This window comes from Aeromicrobium sp. Leaf272, assembly GCF_001422865.1.
Lineage (GTDB): Bacteria > Actinomycetota > Actinomycetes > Propionibacteriales > Nocardioidaceae > Aeromicrobium.
Genome location: NZ_LMMY01000009.1, coordinates 713,199 through 727,564 on the forward strand (window position 1 = coordinate 713,199; position 14,366 = coordinate 727,564).

The window sequence follows — 14,366 nt, forward strand, 5'->3', positions numbered from 1 at the left end:
GCCCAAGCGGTCCGCCCAGACGCAGACCCAGGACGGGCAGTCCCAGTCCCAGGGTGGCCAGTCCCAGATCGGTGGAGGTGCCTGATGCTGAGCCGCATCGCCGAGTCGTTGTTCTGGATCGGCCGCTACCTCGAGCGCGCCGACGACCCCCAGCGAGAGGTGGCGGGCGGATGCTGAGTCGCATCGCCGAGTCGTTGTTCTGGATCGGCCGCTACCTCGAGCGCGCCGACGACACCGCGCGCATCCTCGACGTCCAGCTGCAGGTGCTGGTCGAGGACCCGGCCATCGACGAGGCCGCGTCGTGCGAGCAGCTGCTGAGCGTCATGGGCGTCGAGGACTACGCCGGGTCGATCAACCGGTGGACGATCCTCGACCTGCTGGCCCACAACGTCGACTCGCCGAGCTCGATCGCCGCGGCGATCACCGCCGCGCGCGAGGGCGCCCGAGGTGCGCGCGAGACGTTGTCGACCGACATCTGGGCCTCGATCAACACCATGTGGCGCGGGCTGCCGTCGGCACGCACGAAGCGTCCGCCGGACATGTTCGCGTGGGTGCGCAACCGCACGGCCATGATCAACGGCATCGCCGACGGCACCATGCCGCGCGACGAGGGCTGGAACTTCTTCGTGCTCGGCCGCAGCATCGAGCGGGTCGACATGACCGCTCGGCTGCTCTCGACCGCGGCGCTCGCGTCGGACACGCAGGTCGCGTGGCCGACGACGTTGCGCGCGTGCGGGGCCTACGAGGCGTTCATCCGGGCGTACCGCGGGCTCGACGGCGACCGCCAGGCGGCGGAGTTCCTGCTGCTGGACCGCTGGTTCCCGCGGTCGGTGGTCTCGGCGCTCATGGAGGCCGAACGGGCGCTCAGCCGGCTCGAGGCGCGGGGCCAGCGGTCCGGGTTCGGCGACGAGGCGCAACGTCTGCTCGGTCGCGCGCGCACCGAGCTGGAGTACCGGCCCCTGGCCGAGATCGTCGAGGCGATGCCGATCGAGATGGAGCGGCTCCAGCGCACCTGCGGAGCGGCCAGCGAGGCGGTCTCGGCGCGGTACTTCTCGCACTCGGAGAACCACGCGTGGACGGGAGGGGTGGCGCTGTGAACGGTCAGCTCCAGTCCCAGACGCAGGGCGGTGGCTCGGGTCGGCCCATGCAGCTGCGCATCCGCCACGTCACCGGCTTCACGTACGACGAGGGCGCGGCGGCCTCCTACAACGAGGCGCGCCTGACGCCGCTGACGACGCCCGACCAGTTCGTGCTGCGCTCCCGCATCGAGGTCACCCCCACGGCGTGGTCGCAGGAGTACCGCGACTACTGGGGCACCGTGGTCACGGCGTTCGAGGTGCACGAGCCGCACGATGCGCTCACGGTGGTCGCGACGTCGACGGTCGAGAGCACCCCGCACCCGGTCGACGAGCCGACCGTGGGGTGGGACGCCCTGCCGGCCGTGGCCGACGAGTGGTGCGAGTTCCTGGTGCTCGACGACTGGGTCCGGCCCGACGTCGCCCTCGAGTCACAGCTCGACGGCCTGCGGGCCGGCTCGGCCACGCCGGGCGAGTACGCGGACGCGGTCTTCGGACTCGTGCACGACCACCTGCGCTACCTGCCGGGTGCGACCGTCGTGTCCACCACGGCCGCCGAGGCGTGGCAGGCCGGTGCGGGCGTCTGCCAGGACCTCGCGCACGTGACGGTCGGCGCACTGCGACGGGCGGGCATCCCGGCCCGGTACGTGTCGGGCTACCTGCACCCCGCGTCCGAGCCGGTCGTGGGCGAGACGGTGCAGGGCGAGTCGCACGCGTGGATCGAGTACTGGGACGGCGACTGGCGCGGCTACGACCCGACCAACGCCGTGGTGCCCGGAGAGCGGCACGTGCTCGTGGCCCGCGGACGCGACTACTCCGACAGCACCCCGCTGCGCGGCATCTACTCCACGCAGGGGGAGTCCGAGCTGTTCGTCTCGGTCGAGATCACGCGCCTGCGTTGAGCCCCGGGCGTACGTTCGGCCCATGGCACTCCTGCACGGCGGCGCGCAGATCCGTCCGACGAAGCCCGAGGTCCTCGCGACCTACCTCGCGGACCGACCCTGGGCGAGCGATGGCGAGATCGAGGTCCTCGGCGCCTACCGGCTGGAGGATCCCGACGGCGAGGTCGGCCTCGAGACGCACCTCGTCCGCACCGCCGACGGCACGGTCGTGCAGGTGCCGCTGACCTACCGGGGTGCGCCGCTGGCCGGTGCCGACCCGTATCTCGTGGCCACCATGGAGCACTCGGTGCTCGGCCCGCGCTGGGTGTACGACGGGTGCGGCGACCCCGTCCACGTGGCGGCGCTCGCGGCGTCCGTCCTCGCCGGTGGCACCCAGGCCGAGCTGGTGCGCGAGCTCCCGGACGGCTCGTCGAGCGTCGTCGACCCGTCGGTCCGGGTGCGTGGGACCGGCCACGAGGCCCACCCGGGGTCGGTGGGGCTGGTCGACGTGCGCGAGGAGGGTGACGTGACCGTCGTGGTCACCTCCGTGGGCGACCTGCTCGTGCGGCGAGTGCTCGACGAGGCGGTGCCCGAGGGCGGACCGGTCCTCGAGGGCACGTGGCCGGGTGTGGAGCAGCCGGTCCCGCTCGTGGTGCTGCGCCCTCACTGATCGGTCCCGCCTGATCGTTGCCGCCAGACCGGCCGGGACCTCGGTCCGGGCTCGTCGGCGTCGGGGGTCAGACGCCGGTGTTGAGCGGGGTGGTCTCGGCTCCGGGCCGGTCCCGGCCGGGCATCGACGAGGCGGAGCCGGCGACCACCAGGAGCGCGGCGAGCGCGAGCGCAGCCGTGGACGAACCGAGGTCGACCATCGAGTCGATCGCGTCGGGAGCGCCACCGACCGCGTTGTCGTGCCCGAACCCGCGCAGCCAGGCGAGCCACGCGACGATCGCACCCGCGGAGCCGACGGTGGTCAGGGCCACGGCGGCCGTGCGGGCCGACCGGGCGGCCGACGGCTGGGCGAGGACGGCGAGCATGGCCACGCCGATGAGGCCGACGCCCCACGGGGTCGGCAGCACCAGGAGCGGCGCCTTGCCCAGCGCCGCGGCGGCGACGAGCGCGACGGCGCAGACGCCGAGCACCACCCCGATCACCGTCTTCATGGGTCCAGGGTGACGGGTCGGGGACGATACGTCACGTCGAGTCGGAACCCGTTCCACCCGGCAGGCCCCTCCGTCCACCCGGCAGGTCCCTCCGTTTCGGACAGTTGCGGGGCATGGGCGACACCCCGAGTGCCCCGGACGTGTCCGAGACGCAGGGACGGCGGTCAGCGGACCGGGTCGCGCAGCGCCACCCACGCGGCGACGCCGGCGCAGACCGTGAGGGCCGGCAGGAGCGCCAGCTGGGTGACGGCGAGCGGCTGGAACGCGGCGTGGGTGGCGAGCAGCCGCACGATCCAGGTCGCCGCGAACAGCGCGGTGGTCAGGTCGAGCCAGACGTAGCGAGGACGGTCCCCGAGCGGGACACCCCTGGCCCGCAGCGCCGCGTCGACCCGTGGTGCCGATCCACGCCCGGCCGCACCGAGCGCCACCGCCGCACCCGCACCCGCGGCCCAGAGGGTCCAGGACCCGTCGAGCGACGCGAACGCCGACCCGCAGGCGACCACGCACACCGCGAAGGCGCTCGCGGGCAGCACCGCGTCGCGTCGGCGCAGGAACGGTGCGGCTCGTCGCAGCTCCTCGTCGTCGAGACGCCGCGCGCGGTGGGCCAGCAGGGTGGGCTGCAGCACCTTCACCACCGCCAGGAAGGTCAGCGCACCCAGCACCGCGATCGCCACGACCATGCCCGCACCCTCCCACGAGCGAGGCCTGGCTCAGCCGTCGCGGTGCCAGAGCACGATGGGCTCGGGGTCGGGACCGCGCAGCAGCTTCCACCCGGAGACGACCACCAGGACGAGGGCCACCAGGATCAGCACGGCGCCCGGGAAGATCAGCCAGAAGAGCGGCTCGAACCTGGCGAGAACCTGGCAGCAGGTGCCGAGGGTGAAGGTCACCGTTCCTGCGGTGCTCCATCGGCGCTGCTGCTCGTCGTGCTCGAGGGCCGCGTCGCCGGGCGGCATCGCGCCCGCGTTCCGCAGCAGCCGCTCGACCCGGTGCCGGCTCCACCGCTGAACCCTGACGTCGACGAGTGCCACCACGACGACCAGCGTCCACATCGGCCAGGCGGACCCGTCGAGCGCGAACGAGGTGCCGGCGACGACCGCCGAGATGGCGGCTGCGGCGACCGGGACCGCCGGGCTGAGGCCGCGCGGGATGCCCCGGAGGGCGTCGTCGAGCTGGCTCTGGTCGAAGGCGTTGACCCTCCGGCCCAGGATTCGGGGCGCGAGCGCGGTCGCGACGACCAGGACGGTGAAGAAGACGACCAGCATCAGCGCGAGGGCCATGGCCCAGGTTGGCATCTCCGGCCCGTCGTCGCACGTGCTCGCCCGCCGAGCGGCCCCATGGCGTAGTCGCTAGCGTCGGTGGCATGACCGAGGAGCGCTACTGGGCCGACGCCGTGCCCGAGACCCACCGTCCGTACGTCGCCGCCGAGGACCGGTACACCCACCTCGACTACCGCCGGGTCGGCACGAGCGGCCTGCTGCTGCCGCCGATCTCGCTGGGGCTGTGGTGGAACTTCGGTGACGACCGGCCGTTCGCGACGCAGCGCGAGATCCTGCGGCACGCGTTCGACAAGGGCGTCACCCACTTCGACCTCGCCAACAACTACGGCCCGCCGTACGGCTCGGCGGAGGAGAACTTCGGGCGGATGATGCGCACCGACTTCAAGCCGTACCGCAACGAGCTGGTGCTCTCGAGCAAGGCCGGCTGGGACATGTGGCCGGGCCCCTACGGCAAGCTCGGGTCGCGCAAGTACCTGCTCAGCAGCCTCGACGCGTCGCTGGAGCGGATGAGCGTCGAGTACGTCGACATCTTCTACTCCCACCGCACCGACCCCGGCACGCCGGTCGCGGAGACGATCGGCGCGCTCGACACCGCGGTGCGCCAGGGCAAGGCGCTCTACGTCGGCATCTCGTCGTACTCGCCGGAGATGACGGCCGAGGCGGTGGCGGTGGCCCGCGACCTGGGCACGCCCCTGGTCATCCACCAGCCCTCGTACTCGATGCTCAACCGCTGGATCGAGTCCGGCAGCACCGACGCGCGCCCCGCCGGGTTCGGCGCGACCGGTGGCGCCGGGAGCGGGTCGAGCCTGCTGTCGGTCCTCGACGAGCACGGCATGGGCTCGATCGGCTTCACCCCGCTCGCCCAGGGCCTGCTCACGTCGAAGTACCTGGGCGACGAGCCGGCGGAGCGCTCGGGCGAGCGCGGCTCCTTCACCGACGACGTCGTCACGCCCGACATGGTCGAGCGTCTGCGCGGGCTGAACGCGATCGCCGAGGAGCGCGGCCAGACCCTCGCGCAGCTCGCGATCTCGTGGGTGCTCCGGCCCGGCGGCGTCACGTCGGCGCTCATCGGCGCCTCGTCCACCGAGCAGCTCGACGAGAACCTCGCCGCCGCGGCGAACGTCGACTTCAGCGACGAGGAGCTGTCACGCATCGACGACCTCGCCGGCAGCGTCGACGGCGTCAACATCTGGAGCGTCTCCAGCGACCTCTGACCCGTCCTGGTGATTCCCATCGGCTGATGGGAATCACGAGCCCACCATGGTGCTCCCCCNCAGCCGGGCGGACCGCTCGGCGACGTCGGTCGGCACGACGTCGTGCGAGTCCGCCGCCGACACCGGGCTCGACGCGACGACCGACAGCGGCACGACGCCGGCCCACGCGCCGACCTCGACGTCGGCGTCGTCGTCGACCGGGTCCCCGGCGCGCACCTTCACCGACGCCTCGCGCAACGGGACGGCCAGCACGGCGGTGGCCGCGACCTCCTTGCGGGTGGGCCGGCGCAGGGTGGCCGACCGGCCCGGCACGACGTGGTCGACGGTCAGGTCGAGCGCGCGCGCCTTCTCGTCCGGGTCGTCCACGATCCGCGCCTCCCCCACCACCACCGCGGAGCGGTAGTTCATCGAGTGGTGGAAGCCCGACCGCGCGACGACGAGCCCGTCGAGCAGCGTCGCCGTGACGCAGACGGTGCGTCGGCGCGATCGGGTCATCCACCGCGCGGCGACCGAGCCGTGCACGTAGAGGGTGCCGTCGGCGTCGGGGCCCTCGGGATCGACGGCGATGGCGACCGGCAGGACCACGGGATGGTCGCCGACGTCGACGCCCAGGTGCGCGACGAGCGCCTCGTCGAGGATCGCGTGCAGCGCGGCACGGTCGGTGAGCCCGCGCTCGCGCGAGCGACCCAGGGTCGTGCGTGGGGTGGGGGAGAGCGGTGACGTGTCGATCGCGGCCATGACCTCAGCGTGCCGACCAAGTGGTCCGACGTCGAGGTCCACTATCGTCGGGGTTGTGCAGACCACTTCGCGCTCGCCCGCGCTGCCGGTGCACCTCGACCGAACCGCCGCCACGCCCCTGCCGGCGCAGCTCGCCGCCGACGTGCGGCGGCTCGTCGCGGCCGGCACGCTGCGGCGAGGCGCGCGGCTGCCGGCGAGTCGCGCCCTCGCCCTCGAGCTCGGGGTCTCCCGCTCCGTGGTCACGCAGGCGTACGAGCAGCTGGTCGCCGAGGGCTGGCTCGACGCGAGCCACGGCTCGGGCACCTTCGTCGCGGGGACGGCGACGGCCCACCCCTCGCCCGCCGTCGCTCAGCAGGCAGCGGCGGCGACGACGGACCCGCGCCTCGTACGACTCGACACCGGCACGCCGTGGATCGATCCGCGCCACCGGGCGGGATGGAGCCGAGCCTGGCGCGACGTCGCCGCCGCCACGCCACCGGCCGGCCACGACGACCCCTGCGGCATCCCCGACCTGCGCGCCGCGATCGCCGAGCGGCTCGGTCGGCTCCGCGGCGTGGAGTGCGGGGCCGACGACGTCGTCGTCACGCAGGGCACCACCGACGGCCTGCGCGCCCTGCTCGAGGTGCTGCCCGCCGGTGCGGTCGCGGTCGAGGACCCCGGCTACCGGGCGGCGGTCGCCACGGTCCGTTCCGCGGGGCGGGCCGTGGTCGACGTGCCGGCCCGGGGGACCCCGACCGTGCCACCCGACGTCGTCGCGACCTACGTGACCCCCGCGCACCAGCACCCGCTCGGCCACGTGCTGCCCGCCGCCGACCGCGTGGCGCTGCTCGCGGCGGCGAGGGAGCGGGGCGCCGTGGTCGTCGAGGACGACTACGACTCCGAGTTCCGCTACGACGTCGCGCCCGTCCCCGCGCTCGCGTCGCTCGACCGCACCGGCGTCGCCTACCTCGGCACCGCCTCGAAGTCGGTCTCGCCGAGCCTGCGCCTCGGCTGGCTCGTCCCTCCCCCGCACCTGCTCGACGCCGTCCGCTCCGCTCGCGCGGTGCGGCACGAGGGCATCTCGTGGCCGGTCCAGCGCGCGTTCCTGTCGATGCTGCGCGACGGGTACGTCGACCGGGTGGTCCGCTCGGCCCGACGGGTCTACGCCGACCGGGCGCCGCGCGTCGCGGGCGTGCTCGCACCGCACGCCGAGCCGGCGGGTCCGAGCGCCGGCATGTACTCGACCTGGCTGCTCCCACCGGACCGGGCCGACGCCGCCGTCCGCTCGGCGGCCCGTGCCGGCTTCGACGTACCGCTGCTGTCCGACTACGCGCGCAGCTCCGGGCTCACCGGGCTGGTGGTCGGCTTCGGCGGCGTGAGCGACCGCGAGCTCGACGCCGCCCTGGGCGCCCTGGTCCGGGGTCTCGACGACCGTCCGTCCCGACGTCGGCCCCGCTGACGCGGCTGCACCCACGACAGGTCTGGGGTTCACTGGGGACATGGCTGACGACGCCTCCACCATGCCGTTGCCCGGTGGCGGGCACGCCGACCCGCCGGACCGGCTCACGCCGTTCCAGCAGCGCGTCGCCGACGTGGTCGGCGCCCTGCCGCCCGGCGAGCTGCTGACCTACGGCGAGGTGGCCCTGGAGGCTGGTCACCCCGGTGCGGGCCAGGCGGTCGCGAACGTGCTGCGTCGCGTCCCGGGACTGCCCTGGTGGCGCGTCCTGCCCACGAACGGCCGGCTCTACCGCCAGCACCGCGAGGCGGCCACCTCGCTCCTGCAGGCGGAGGGGCATCGCGTGGACGACGAGGGGCGGGTCCGGCCGGCGCGCGGCTGAGCCGGGGTCGACGTCAGCCGCGTCGGGCCGCCGCCAGCGCCTCGCGCCGCAGCTGCGCCGCGTCGTCGGGGCTCAGGTGTCGCACCGCCACCAGCCGTGCCGGGCCGACGGCCAGCTCGCCGTCGTCGAGCGGCTCGGACCGGATGCCCGCGTGCCCCCGCATGGCCTGGTGGGCCCCCGGCGCCAGCACGACGTCCATCCACGCGCAGGGGTTGGCCCGGGTGAGCGAGCGGAAGGTCAGACGGGCCCCGCCGACCTCGAGCGTGAACTCGCTGTGCACCAGCGACTCGACGTCGAGCCCCCGGGTGAGCACGTTGCGGCGGGTGAGGAAGGCATCGAGGGGTTCGACGGCGAGGTCGCGCTGCACGCGCTCCAGCTCCTCCACGGCGAGGAACGTGACCGCGGCGAAGCGGTGCCGGGTGCCGAAGTAGCGGTCGCCCACCAGACCCTTGCCGGCTCGCACCTGCACCGACGACACCCGCTCCGTGCCGCCGGTGGCCTCCGCGACGGACGGCCTCGGTCCGTCGGAGGGGCGCCCGTCGTAGCGGTGCCGTGGAGAGACGACGAGCCCGACGATCTCGAGGTCGACCGGCTCGAAGCCGGNNNTTCCGTGGTTGCCCGTTCTGGGCACACCTCCTGCTGCGGACCGTCCGTAGCCGTTCAGACCGAAGGAGGACGCACCTTGTCGTTGCGTCACTACGAAGTCATGGTCATCCTCGACCCCGATCTCGACGAGCGCACGGTCGCTCCGAGCCTCGACACCTACCTCAACGTCGTGAAGAACGACGGAGGCAGCGTGGAGAACGTCGACGTGTGGGGCAAGCGCCGCCTCGCGTACGAGATCGACAAGAAGAACGAGGGCATCTACGCCGTCATCGACTTGACCGCCACCCCCGACACGGTCAAGGAGCTCGACCGTCAGCTCGGGCTCAACGAGTCCGTCGTCCGCACGAAGGTCACCCGACCCGACGTGAAGTAAGGGCTCTCGAGCTCCCTGTGGACGACGGCACCGCCGTTGTCCGCGCCCTGGGGTTGACTGGCGTCGACCCCCACCCAGCACCGCAACCACAGCCACACCGAAAGGCTGGTCCCATGGCAGGCGAGACCGTCATCACCGTCGTCGGCAACATCACCGACGATCCCGAGCTGAAGTTCACCCCGTCCGGCGCGGCGGTCGCGAACTTCACCGTCGCCTCGACGCCCCGGTCCTTCGACCGGCAGTCGAACGAGTGGAAGGACGGCAACCCGCTGTTCATCCGCTGCTCGGTGTGGCGGCAGATGGCCGAGAACGTCGCCGAGTCGCTGCAGAAGGGCCAGCACGTCATCGTGCACGGCGCCCTGAACGTGCGTCAGTACGAGCGGCAGGACGGCGGCCGGGGCACCAGCGTGGAGATGAACGTCTACGAGGTCGGAGCATCCCTGCGCTTCGCCACGGCCAAGGTCACCAAGGCCTCCCGTGGCGGTGGCGGCGGTGGCGGCGGCGACTTCGGTGGCGGCTCCGGCGGTGGCGGTGGCTACGGCGGCGGACAGGGCGGCGGAAACGCCGGTGGCGGCAGCGCCAACCCCTGGTCCTCGCCGCAGGCTGCACCGCAGGGTGGGAACGACGCCTGGGGCGGCGGCGGCGCCGCTGCCGAAGAGCCCCCGTTCTGAGTCACACACCCCGTTCTTAGATTCACAGTTCAAGGAGAACCATGGCGAAGCCAGTCATCCGGAAGCCGAAGAAGAAGAGCAACCCGCTCGCGGCCGCCGGTGTCACCACGATCGACTACAAGGACACGGCGCTGCTGCGCAAGTTCATCTCGGACCGCGGCAAGATCCGCGCGCGCCGGGTGACCGGTGTGTCCGTGCAGGAGCAGCGTCAGATCGCCAAGGCGATCAAGAACGCCCGCGAGATGGCGCTCCTGCCCTACACGTCCAGCGGACGCTGAGAGAGGGCTGATCCGATGAAGCTCATCCTCACGCACGAGGTCACCAACCTCGGCGAGCCCGGCGACATCGTCGAGGTCAAGGACGGCTACGGCCGCAACTTCCTGCTCCCCCGCAACTACGCCATCCGGTGGAGCAAGGGCGCAGCCAAGCAGGTCGAGTCCATCAAGGCCGCGCGCGACTCGCGCGCCGTGCACGACCTCGAGGAGGCCCAGCAGATCAAGGGTCGCCTGGAGGCCGAGCCGGTCAACGTCCCGGTGCGCGCCGGCGAGAGCGGTCGCCTGTTCGGCGCCGTCACCGTCTCCGACATCGCCTCCGCCCTCGAGGCGGCCGGCGGCTCGGTCGACAAGCGTCGCATCGAGGTCGGCAACCCGATCAAGTCGCTCGGTGCCCACCAGGTCACCGTGCGCGTCCACCCCGAGGTGACCGCCGAGGTCCGTCTCAACGTGGTGGCCTCCAAGTAGTTCGACGTCGGGGTCCGGATCGGCAGCGCCGGTCCGGACCCCGTCCTCGTTCCACGAGCCCTCTCCTCATGTCGCAACGCCGAGCGCACCCGCGCCGCACGCGCACCGTCGCCGCCGTGGCAGGTTCGATCCTGCTGGTCGGCGGCTGCTCGTGGTTCTCCGGCGACACCGAGCAGCCCGAGGGTGCGACCACGCAGCAGGCCGCCGACACCCGCACGGCGTGGGAGCGCGCCGACGTCGCCGACGTCGAGCCCGGCGGCACCCTGCGGCTGGCCGTCGCGGAGCAGCCCACGAACTTCAACCCCGCCCACGCCGACGCCGCCGGCAGCGAGGNNACCCCTTCACGGTCCGGGTGCGGCTCAACCCCGACGCCGTGTGGCAGGGCGGCACCGCCATCACGGCCCGCGACATGACGGCCTACTGGAAGGCGCTGCGCGGCAGCGACGACGCCTACCAGGTCGCGAGCAGCGACGGCTGGGACGACATCGAGGACGTCACCACCGACGACGACCCGTACGAGTACGAGGTCGAGTTCGAGGACCGCCGGCCCGACTGGCCGCTGTTCGTCTACCCGCGCCTGCCCGCCAACGCCTCGTCGAAGCCCAAGACGTTCAACACCGGCTTCGTCGACCGGCCGACCTCGTCCAACGGTCCGTTCGTGGTCACCTCGGTCGACGAGTCCACCGGCACCATCACGCAGGAGCGCAACCCGCGGTGGTGGGGCGAGAAGCCTCGGCTGTCGAAGGTCGTGTGGCGGGTGGCCCAGCCCGCGGTGCAGGCGGCAGCCTTCGACGCCGACGAGCTCGACGTCGCGACCCTCGACGCCGAGGGCTACGACAAGGTCGACGAGGACCGGGTGCAGCACGCCGGCGGCTCGCAGTGGTCGCACCTGACCGTCAACGCCGGTCGCGGGGCGCTGCGCGACGTCGAGGTGCGTCGCGCCGTGGCGGCCGCGCTCGACCGCGAGGCCCTCGCCGCAGCCGTGGCCACCCCGGTCGGGGCCGAGCCCAGCACCGCCGACAGCGTGCTGGTCCTGCCCGGACAGGCCGGCTACGACGAGGTCGCCGAGACACGGAAGCGCGACCTCGCCGAGGCCCGGTCGCTGCTCGAGGAGGCCGGCTACGAGGTCTCCGGCGGCGAAGCACCGAAGGCCACGAAGGACGGCGACCAGCTCACGCTGACCCTCCCCGTGGTGGGTGGCTCACCGTCCATCGCCGCCCGGGCCAAGAGCATCGCCGCGCAGCTGGCCGAGGTCGGCATCGCCGTCGAGGTGCGGTCGGTCGAGCCCGACGCCTTCACCGCCGACGTCCTCGTGCCGCTCGACTTCGACCTGCTCACCTTCAGCTGGGGCCCGTCGCTGCTCGGTGCCGAGGCCGCCCGCGACCGGTTCCGCCCGATCACCTCCACCTCCAACTTCACGGGCGTCTCGTCGCCGGCGAAGCCGTGGAACGTCGCCCGCGACGCCGAAGACGAGGACGCGCTCGTCGACGCCCTGCGCGACCTCGAGGCCGACCTGCGCAAGGACGCGGTCGTGGTGCCGCTGGCGGTCACGCCGTCGGTGGTCGCGGTGCGCGAGGGCGTGGTGAACGTCGGCGCCACCTCCTTCGAGCAGCCGCAGTGGACCACCGTGGGCTTCCGGGCCGGCGACTGACCCGCACCGCCTAAGGTGTCGGCGTGCCGAAGCTGAGACGGACCACGACCACCCACCTCGCGGTGCTCCGCGAGCTGGAGGTCGTCCGCGTCCACGACGTGACGCCGGGGATGCGTCGGCTCACGGTGGCCGGTCCGGCGCTCGGGGAGCGGGTCGTCGAGGGACCGGACGGGCAGCCGGTGACGCTGCCCGCGTTCACGTCACCCGGCTTCGACGACCACGTGAAGGTGTTCGTGCCGCCGTCGGGTGCCGAGCGTCCCGTCCTCCCGCGGCAGCGGCCCGACGGGCTCGACTTCACGACCGAGGGGGTGCGTCCGCTCGGCAAGGACTACACGCCCCGGCGGGTGACGCCCGACGAGGTCGAGCTCGACTTCGTGCGCCACGGCCACGGGCAGGCGGCCGGCTGGGCCGAGCGGGTGCGTCCGGGCGACCTGGCGTGGATCGCCGGGCCCACGATCGGACAGGCGTTCCCGCACGGTGTGGACGCGTTCGTGGTCGCCGGAGACGAGACCGCCCTGCCGGCGATCGGACGGTTCCTGGAGGAGCTGCCGCCGGGGGTGCCCGCCCAGGTGGTGGTGGAGGTCGCGGGACCGCAGGACGAGCAGGACCTCGTGGTCCGGGAGGGCGTCGACGTCACGTGGCTGCACCGCGGTGCGGGGGTGGAGCCGGGCACCACGACGCTCCTGGCCGACACCGTGCGCGCCCTCCCGTGGCCGGCCGGGGACGTGTACGCCTGGATGGCCGGTGAGTCCACCGCCGCGCGCGACGTGCGCACGCACTGGCGCTCCGACCGCCGCGTCCCCCGCGACTGCCTCGACGTCTCCGGCTACTGGCGCCGCTGAGACCTCCCGGCGCGAGGACTCAGGCCCCCAGGACCAGCCAGGCGTCACCACGCTGCCGGAGCCACAGGGTGACGAGCCGGGCCAGCTGGAACACGCCGTAGGCCGCCCACAGCCAGGCCAGCCCGGCGCCGAGCGACCCGGCGAGCAGGGCGAGCGGGGCGTACGCGACCAGCACGGCGAGGCCCGCCCAGGCGAGGTAGACCCCGTCGCCGGCGCCGATGAGCACGCCGTCGAGCACGAACACCACGCCGGAGATCGGCTGGACCAGGGCGACCACGACCAGGGCGGGCACGAGCGCGTCGTGGACGGTGGCGTCGGGGGTGAACCAGCCACCGACGAACGGCGCGAGCACGAGCAGCAGCACCGCCGCGACCACGCCGGTGCCGAGGCCCCAGACGATCATGCGCCGGGTCAGGGCACGGGTTCCCTCCGCGTCACCCGCCCCCAGGGTGCGGCCGGTGAGGGTCTGCCCCGCGATCGCGACGGCGTCCAGCGCGAAGGCGAGGAACGACACGAGGGACGTCGCGATCTGGTGCGCGGCCAGGGGTGCGTCACCGAAGGTCGCCGCGACGGCCGTGCCGAGCAGCAGGGCCGCGCGCAGCGTGGCCGTGCGGGCGAGCAGCGGGACCCCCTGACGGGCCGCGGCGACCACGCCCGCGACGTCGGGGCGTCCGGAGGAGCCGGCGGCCCGCGCGCGCCGCAGCACCACGGCGACGAGACACAGTGCCGCGGCCCACTGGGCGATCGCGGTGCCGGCGGCCGAGCCACCGATGCCGAGGTCGAACCCGTGCACCAGCAGCAGGTTCAGCGCGATGTTCAGGAGGTTGGCGAGGATCGTCACGACGAGCGGCGTGCGCAGGTCGAGCACGCCACGCAGGGCGCCGGTGGCCGCGAGCACGAGCAGCATCGCCGGGACCGCGGCCGCGGACACGACCAGGTAGGTGACGGCGTGCCCCTCCNCCGGCGGCACCGTCGTAGGCTGCACGTTCCTGCCCCGCGCCGTGCAGCCGACCGACGGTGGCGGTGCTGCCGTAGGCGAGGAAGACGCAGAGCCCGACGACGGTGAGCAGCACGCTGGAGGCCACCGCCAGACCACCCAGCTCGGAGGTGCCGAGCCGACCGACGATCGCCGTGTCGGCGAGCAGCATGAGGGGTTCGCTGACGAGCGCGAAGAACGCGGGCACGGCGACCGCGACGATGCGCCGATCTTGTTCACCAAACTTGTTCACTCTGCGTCCTCAGCCTGTGGATTTCGTGGGGAGGACGGGGTTCTGTCGACATGTCGATGCGACGGGCGGGTGGACAGAACGTGGCGGG

The 14,366-nt window shown here is 73.4% G+C and carries 18 protein-coding genes and 2 pseudogenes; 13 read left to right on the forward strand and 7 right to left on the reverse strand.

The annotated features are described in order from the left end of the window. Nucleotides 1–84 precede the first annotated feature (84 nt). The 4 genes from ASF38_RS17910 to ASF38_RS05135 are packed head-to-tail and all read left to right on the forward strand — an operon-like array spanning nt 85 to nt 2,627. On the forward strand, nt 85–177 hold the full coding sequence (locus tag ASF38_RS17910) for an alpha-E domain-containing protein (protein ID WP_082495336.1): 93 nt from the start codon (nt 85–87) through the stop codon (nt 175–177). Further along, nucleotides 171–1,097 carry an alpha-E domain-containing protein gene (locus ASF38_RS05125; RefSeq protein ID WP_055962403.1) on the forward strand — a complete coding sequence of 309 codons (927 nt, stop codon included), beginning with the start codon at nt 171–173 and terminating at the stop codon, nt 1,095–1,097. The genes ASF38_RS17910 and ASF38_RS05125 overlap by 7 nt, the downstream gene beginning before the upstream one ends. Nucleotides 1,098–1,144: 47 nt before the next feature. Further along, nucleotides 1,145–1,978 carry a transglutaminase family protein gene (locus tag ASF38_RS05130; protein WP_056557276.1) on the forward strand — a complete coding sequence of 278 codons (834 nt, stop codon included), beginning with the start codon at nt 1,145–1,147 and terminating at the stop codon, nt 1,976–1,978. A gap of 22 nt (nt 1,979–2,000) precedes the next feature. Then, the gene (locus tag ASF38_RS05135; protein WP_056556885.1) at nt 2,001–2,627 is read left to right on the forward strand and encodes a hypothetical protein; all 627 of its coding nucleotides are present in this window, start codon (nt 2,001–2,003) and stop codon (nt 2,625–2,627) included. Between the two features lie 67 nt (nt 2,628–2,694). Here the strand turns inward: ASF38_RS05135 and ASF38_RS05140 are convergent, their stop codons facing one another. The 3 genes from ASF38_RS05140 to ASF38_RS05150 form a co-directional block, all read right to left on the reverse strand. Beyond that, a complete protein-coding gene (locus ASF38_RS05140; RefSeq protein ID WP_055962397.1) occupies nt 2,695–3,117 on the reverse strand; it encodes a hypothetical protein in 423 nt (140 codons plus the stop codon). A 164-nt stretch (nt 3,118–3,281) separates the two neighbouring features. After that, complete coding sequence (locus ASF38_RS05145; protein ID WP_056574096.1) at nt 3,282–3,797, reverse strand: hypothetical protein; 516 nt, start codon at nt 3,795–3,797, stop codon at nt 3,282–3,284. 30 nt (nt 3,798–3,827) lie between these two features. After that, nucleotides 3,828–4,412, reverse strand: coding sequence for a hypothetical protein (locus ASF38_RS05150; protein WP_156366786.1), 585 nt, complete (start codon nt 4,410–4,412; stop codon nt 3,828–3,830). A 68-nt stretch (nt 4,413–4,480) separates the two neighbouring features. Between ASF38_RS05150 and ASF38_RS05155 the strand changes: the two genes are divergently transcribed. Then, nucleotides 4,481–5,611 (forward strand): aldo/keto reductase, encoded by a 1,131-nt coding sequence (locus ASF38_RS05155; RefSeq protein ID WP_055962392.1) that lies wholly within the window; start codon nt 4,481–4,483, stop codon nt 5,609–5,611. A 60-nt stretch (nt 5,612–5,671) separates the two neighbouring features. Here ASF38_RS05155 and ASF38_RS05160 read toward each other — a convergent pair. Continuing rightward, a pseudogene (locus ASF38_RS05160) lies at nt 5,672–6,349 on the reverse strand (pyridoxamine 5'-phosphate oxidase family protein); the annotation flags it as partial. A gap of 55 nt (nt 6,350–6,404) precedes the next feature. Here ASF38_RS05160 and ASF38_RS05165 point away from each other — a divergent pair. Together ASF38_RS05165 and ASF38_RS05170 are read left to right on the forward strand one after the other, a co-directional pair. Continuing rightward, on the forward strand, nt 6,405–7,787 hold the full coding sequence (locus ASF38_RS05165; RefSeq protein ID WP_056574102.1) for a PLP-dependent aminotransferase family protein: 1,383 nt from the start codon (nt 6,405–6,407) through the stop codon (nt 7,785–7,787). Nucleotides 7,788–7,827: 40 nt separating this feature from the next. After that, nucleotides 7,828–8,166, forward strand: coding sequence for an MGMT family protein (locus tag ASF38_RS05170; protein ID WP_055962382.1), 339 nt, complete (start codon nt 7,828–7,830; stop codon nt 8,164–8,166). Nucleotides 8,167–8,179: 13 nt separating this feature from the next. On the opposite strand, the gene ASF38_RS05175 is transcribed toward ASF38_RS05170, so the two are convergent. Beyond that, the coding region (locus ASF38_RS05175) for a molybdenum cofactor biosysynthesis protein (RefSeq protein ID WP_156366807.1) at nt 8,180–8,769 on the reverse strand (590 nt) is incomplete at its 5' end. A gap of 85 nt (nt 8,770–8,854) precedes the next feature. On the opposite strand from ASF38_RS05175, the gene rpsF reads away from it, so the two are divergent. The 6 genes from rpsF to ASF38_RS05210 all read left to right on the forward strand — a co-directional run bounded on the left by rpsF (nt 8,855) and on the right by ASF38_RS05210 (nt 13,049). Then, a complete protein-coding gene (gene rpsF / locus ASF38_RS05180) occupies nt 8,855–9,145 on the forward strand; it encodes a 30S ribosomal protein S6 (protein WP_055962375.1) in 291 nt (96 codons plus the stop codon). A gap of 113 nt (nt 9,146–9,258) precedes the next feature. Next, nucleotides 9,259–9,816 (forward strand): single-stranded DNA-binding protein, encoded by a 558-nt coding sequence (locus ASF38_RS05185; RefSeq protein WP_055962371.1) that lies wholly within the window; start codon nt 9,259–9,261, stop codon nt 9,814–9,816. A gap of 41 nt (nt 9,817–9,857) precedes the next feature. Then, on the forward strand, nt 9,858–10,094 hold the full coding sequence (gene rpsR, locus ASF38_RS05190; protein WP_055962368.1) for a 30S ribosomal protein S18: 237 nt from the start codon (nt 9,858–9,860) through the stop codon (nt 10,092–10,094). Between the two features lie 15 nt (nt 10,095–10,109). Then, entirely contained in the window at nt 10,110–10,556 is a 447-nt protein-coding gene (gene rplI / locus ASF38_RS05195) for a 50S ribosomal protein L9 (RefSeq protein WP_055962365.1), read from the forward strand. Between the two features lie 352 nt (nt 10,557–10,908). Next, entirely contained in the window at nt 10,909–12,207 is a 1,299-nt protein-coding gene (locus ASF38_RS19680; RefSeq protein WP_056574108.1) for an ABC transporter substrate-binding protein, read from the forward strand. Nucleotides 12,208–12,230: 23 nt separating this feature from the next. Continuing rightward, the gene (locus ASF38_RS05210) at nt 12,231–13,049 is read left to right on the forward strand and encodes a siderophore-interacting protein (protein WP_056574111.1); all 819 of its coding nucleotides are present in this window, start codon (nt 12,231–12,233) and stop codon (nt 13,047–13,049) included. 19 nt (nt 13,050–13,068) lie between these two features. On the opposite strand, the gene ASF38_RS05215 is transcribed toward ASF38_RS05210, so the two are convergent. Together ASF38_RS05215 and ASF38_RS19020 are read right to left on the reverse strand one after the other, a co-directional pair. Then, nucleotides 13,069–13,956, reverse strand: coding sequence for an MATE family efflux transporter (locus ASF38_RS05215; RefSeq protein ID WP_235497444.1), 888 nt, complete (start codon nt 13,954–13,956; stop codon nt 13,069–13,071). A 53-nt stretch (nt 13,957–14,009) separates the two neighbouring features. Further along, nucleotides 14,010–14,197: pseudogene (locus ASF38_RS19020) on the reverse strand (MATE family efflux transporter); the annotation flags it as partial. Nucleotides 14,198–14,366 lie beyond the last annotated feature (169 nt).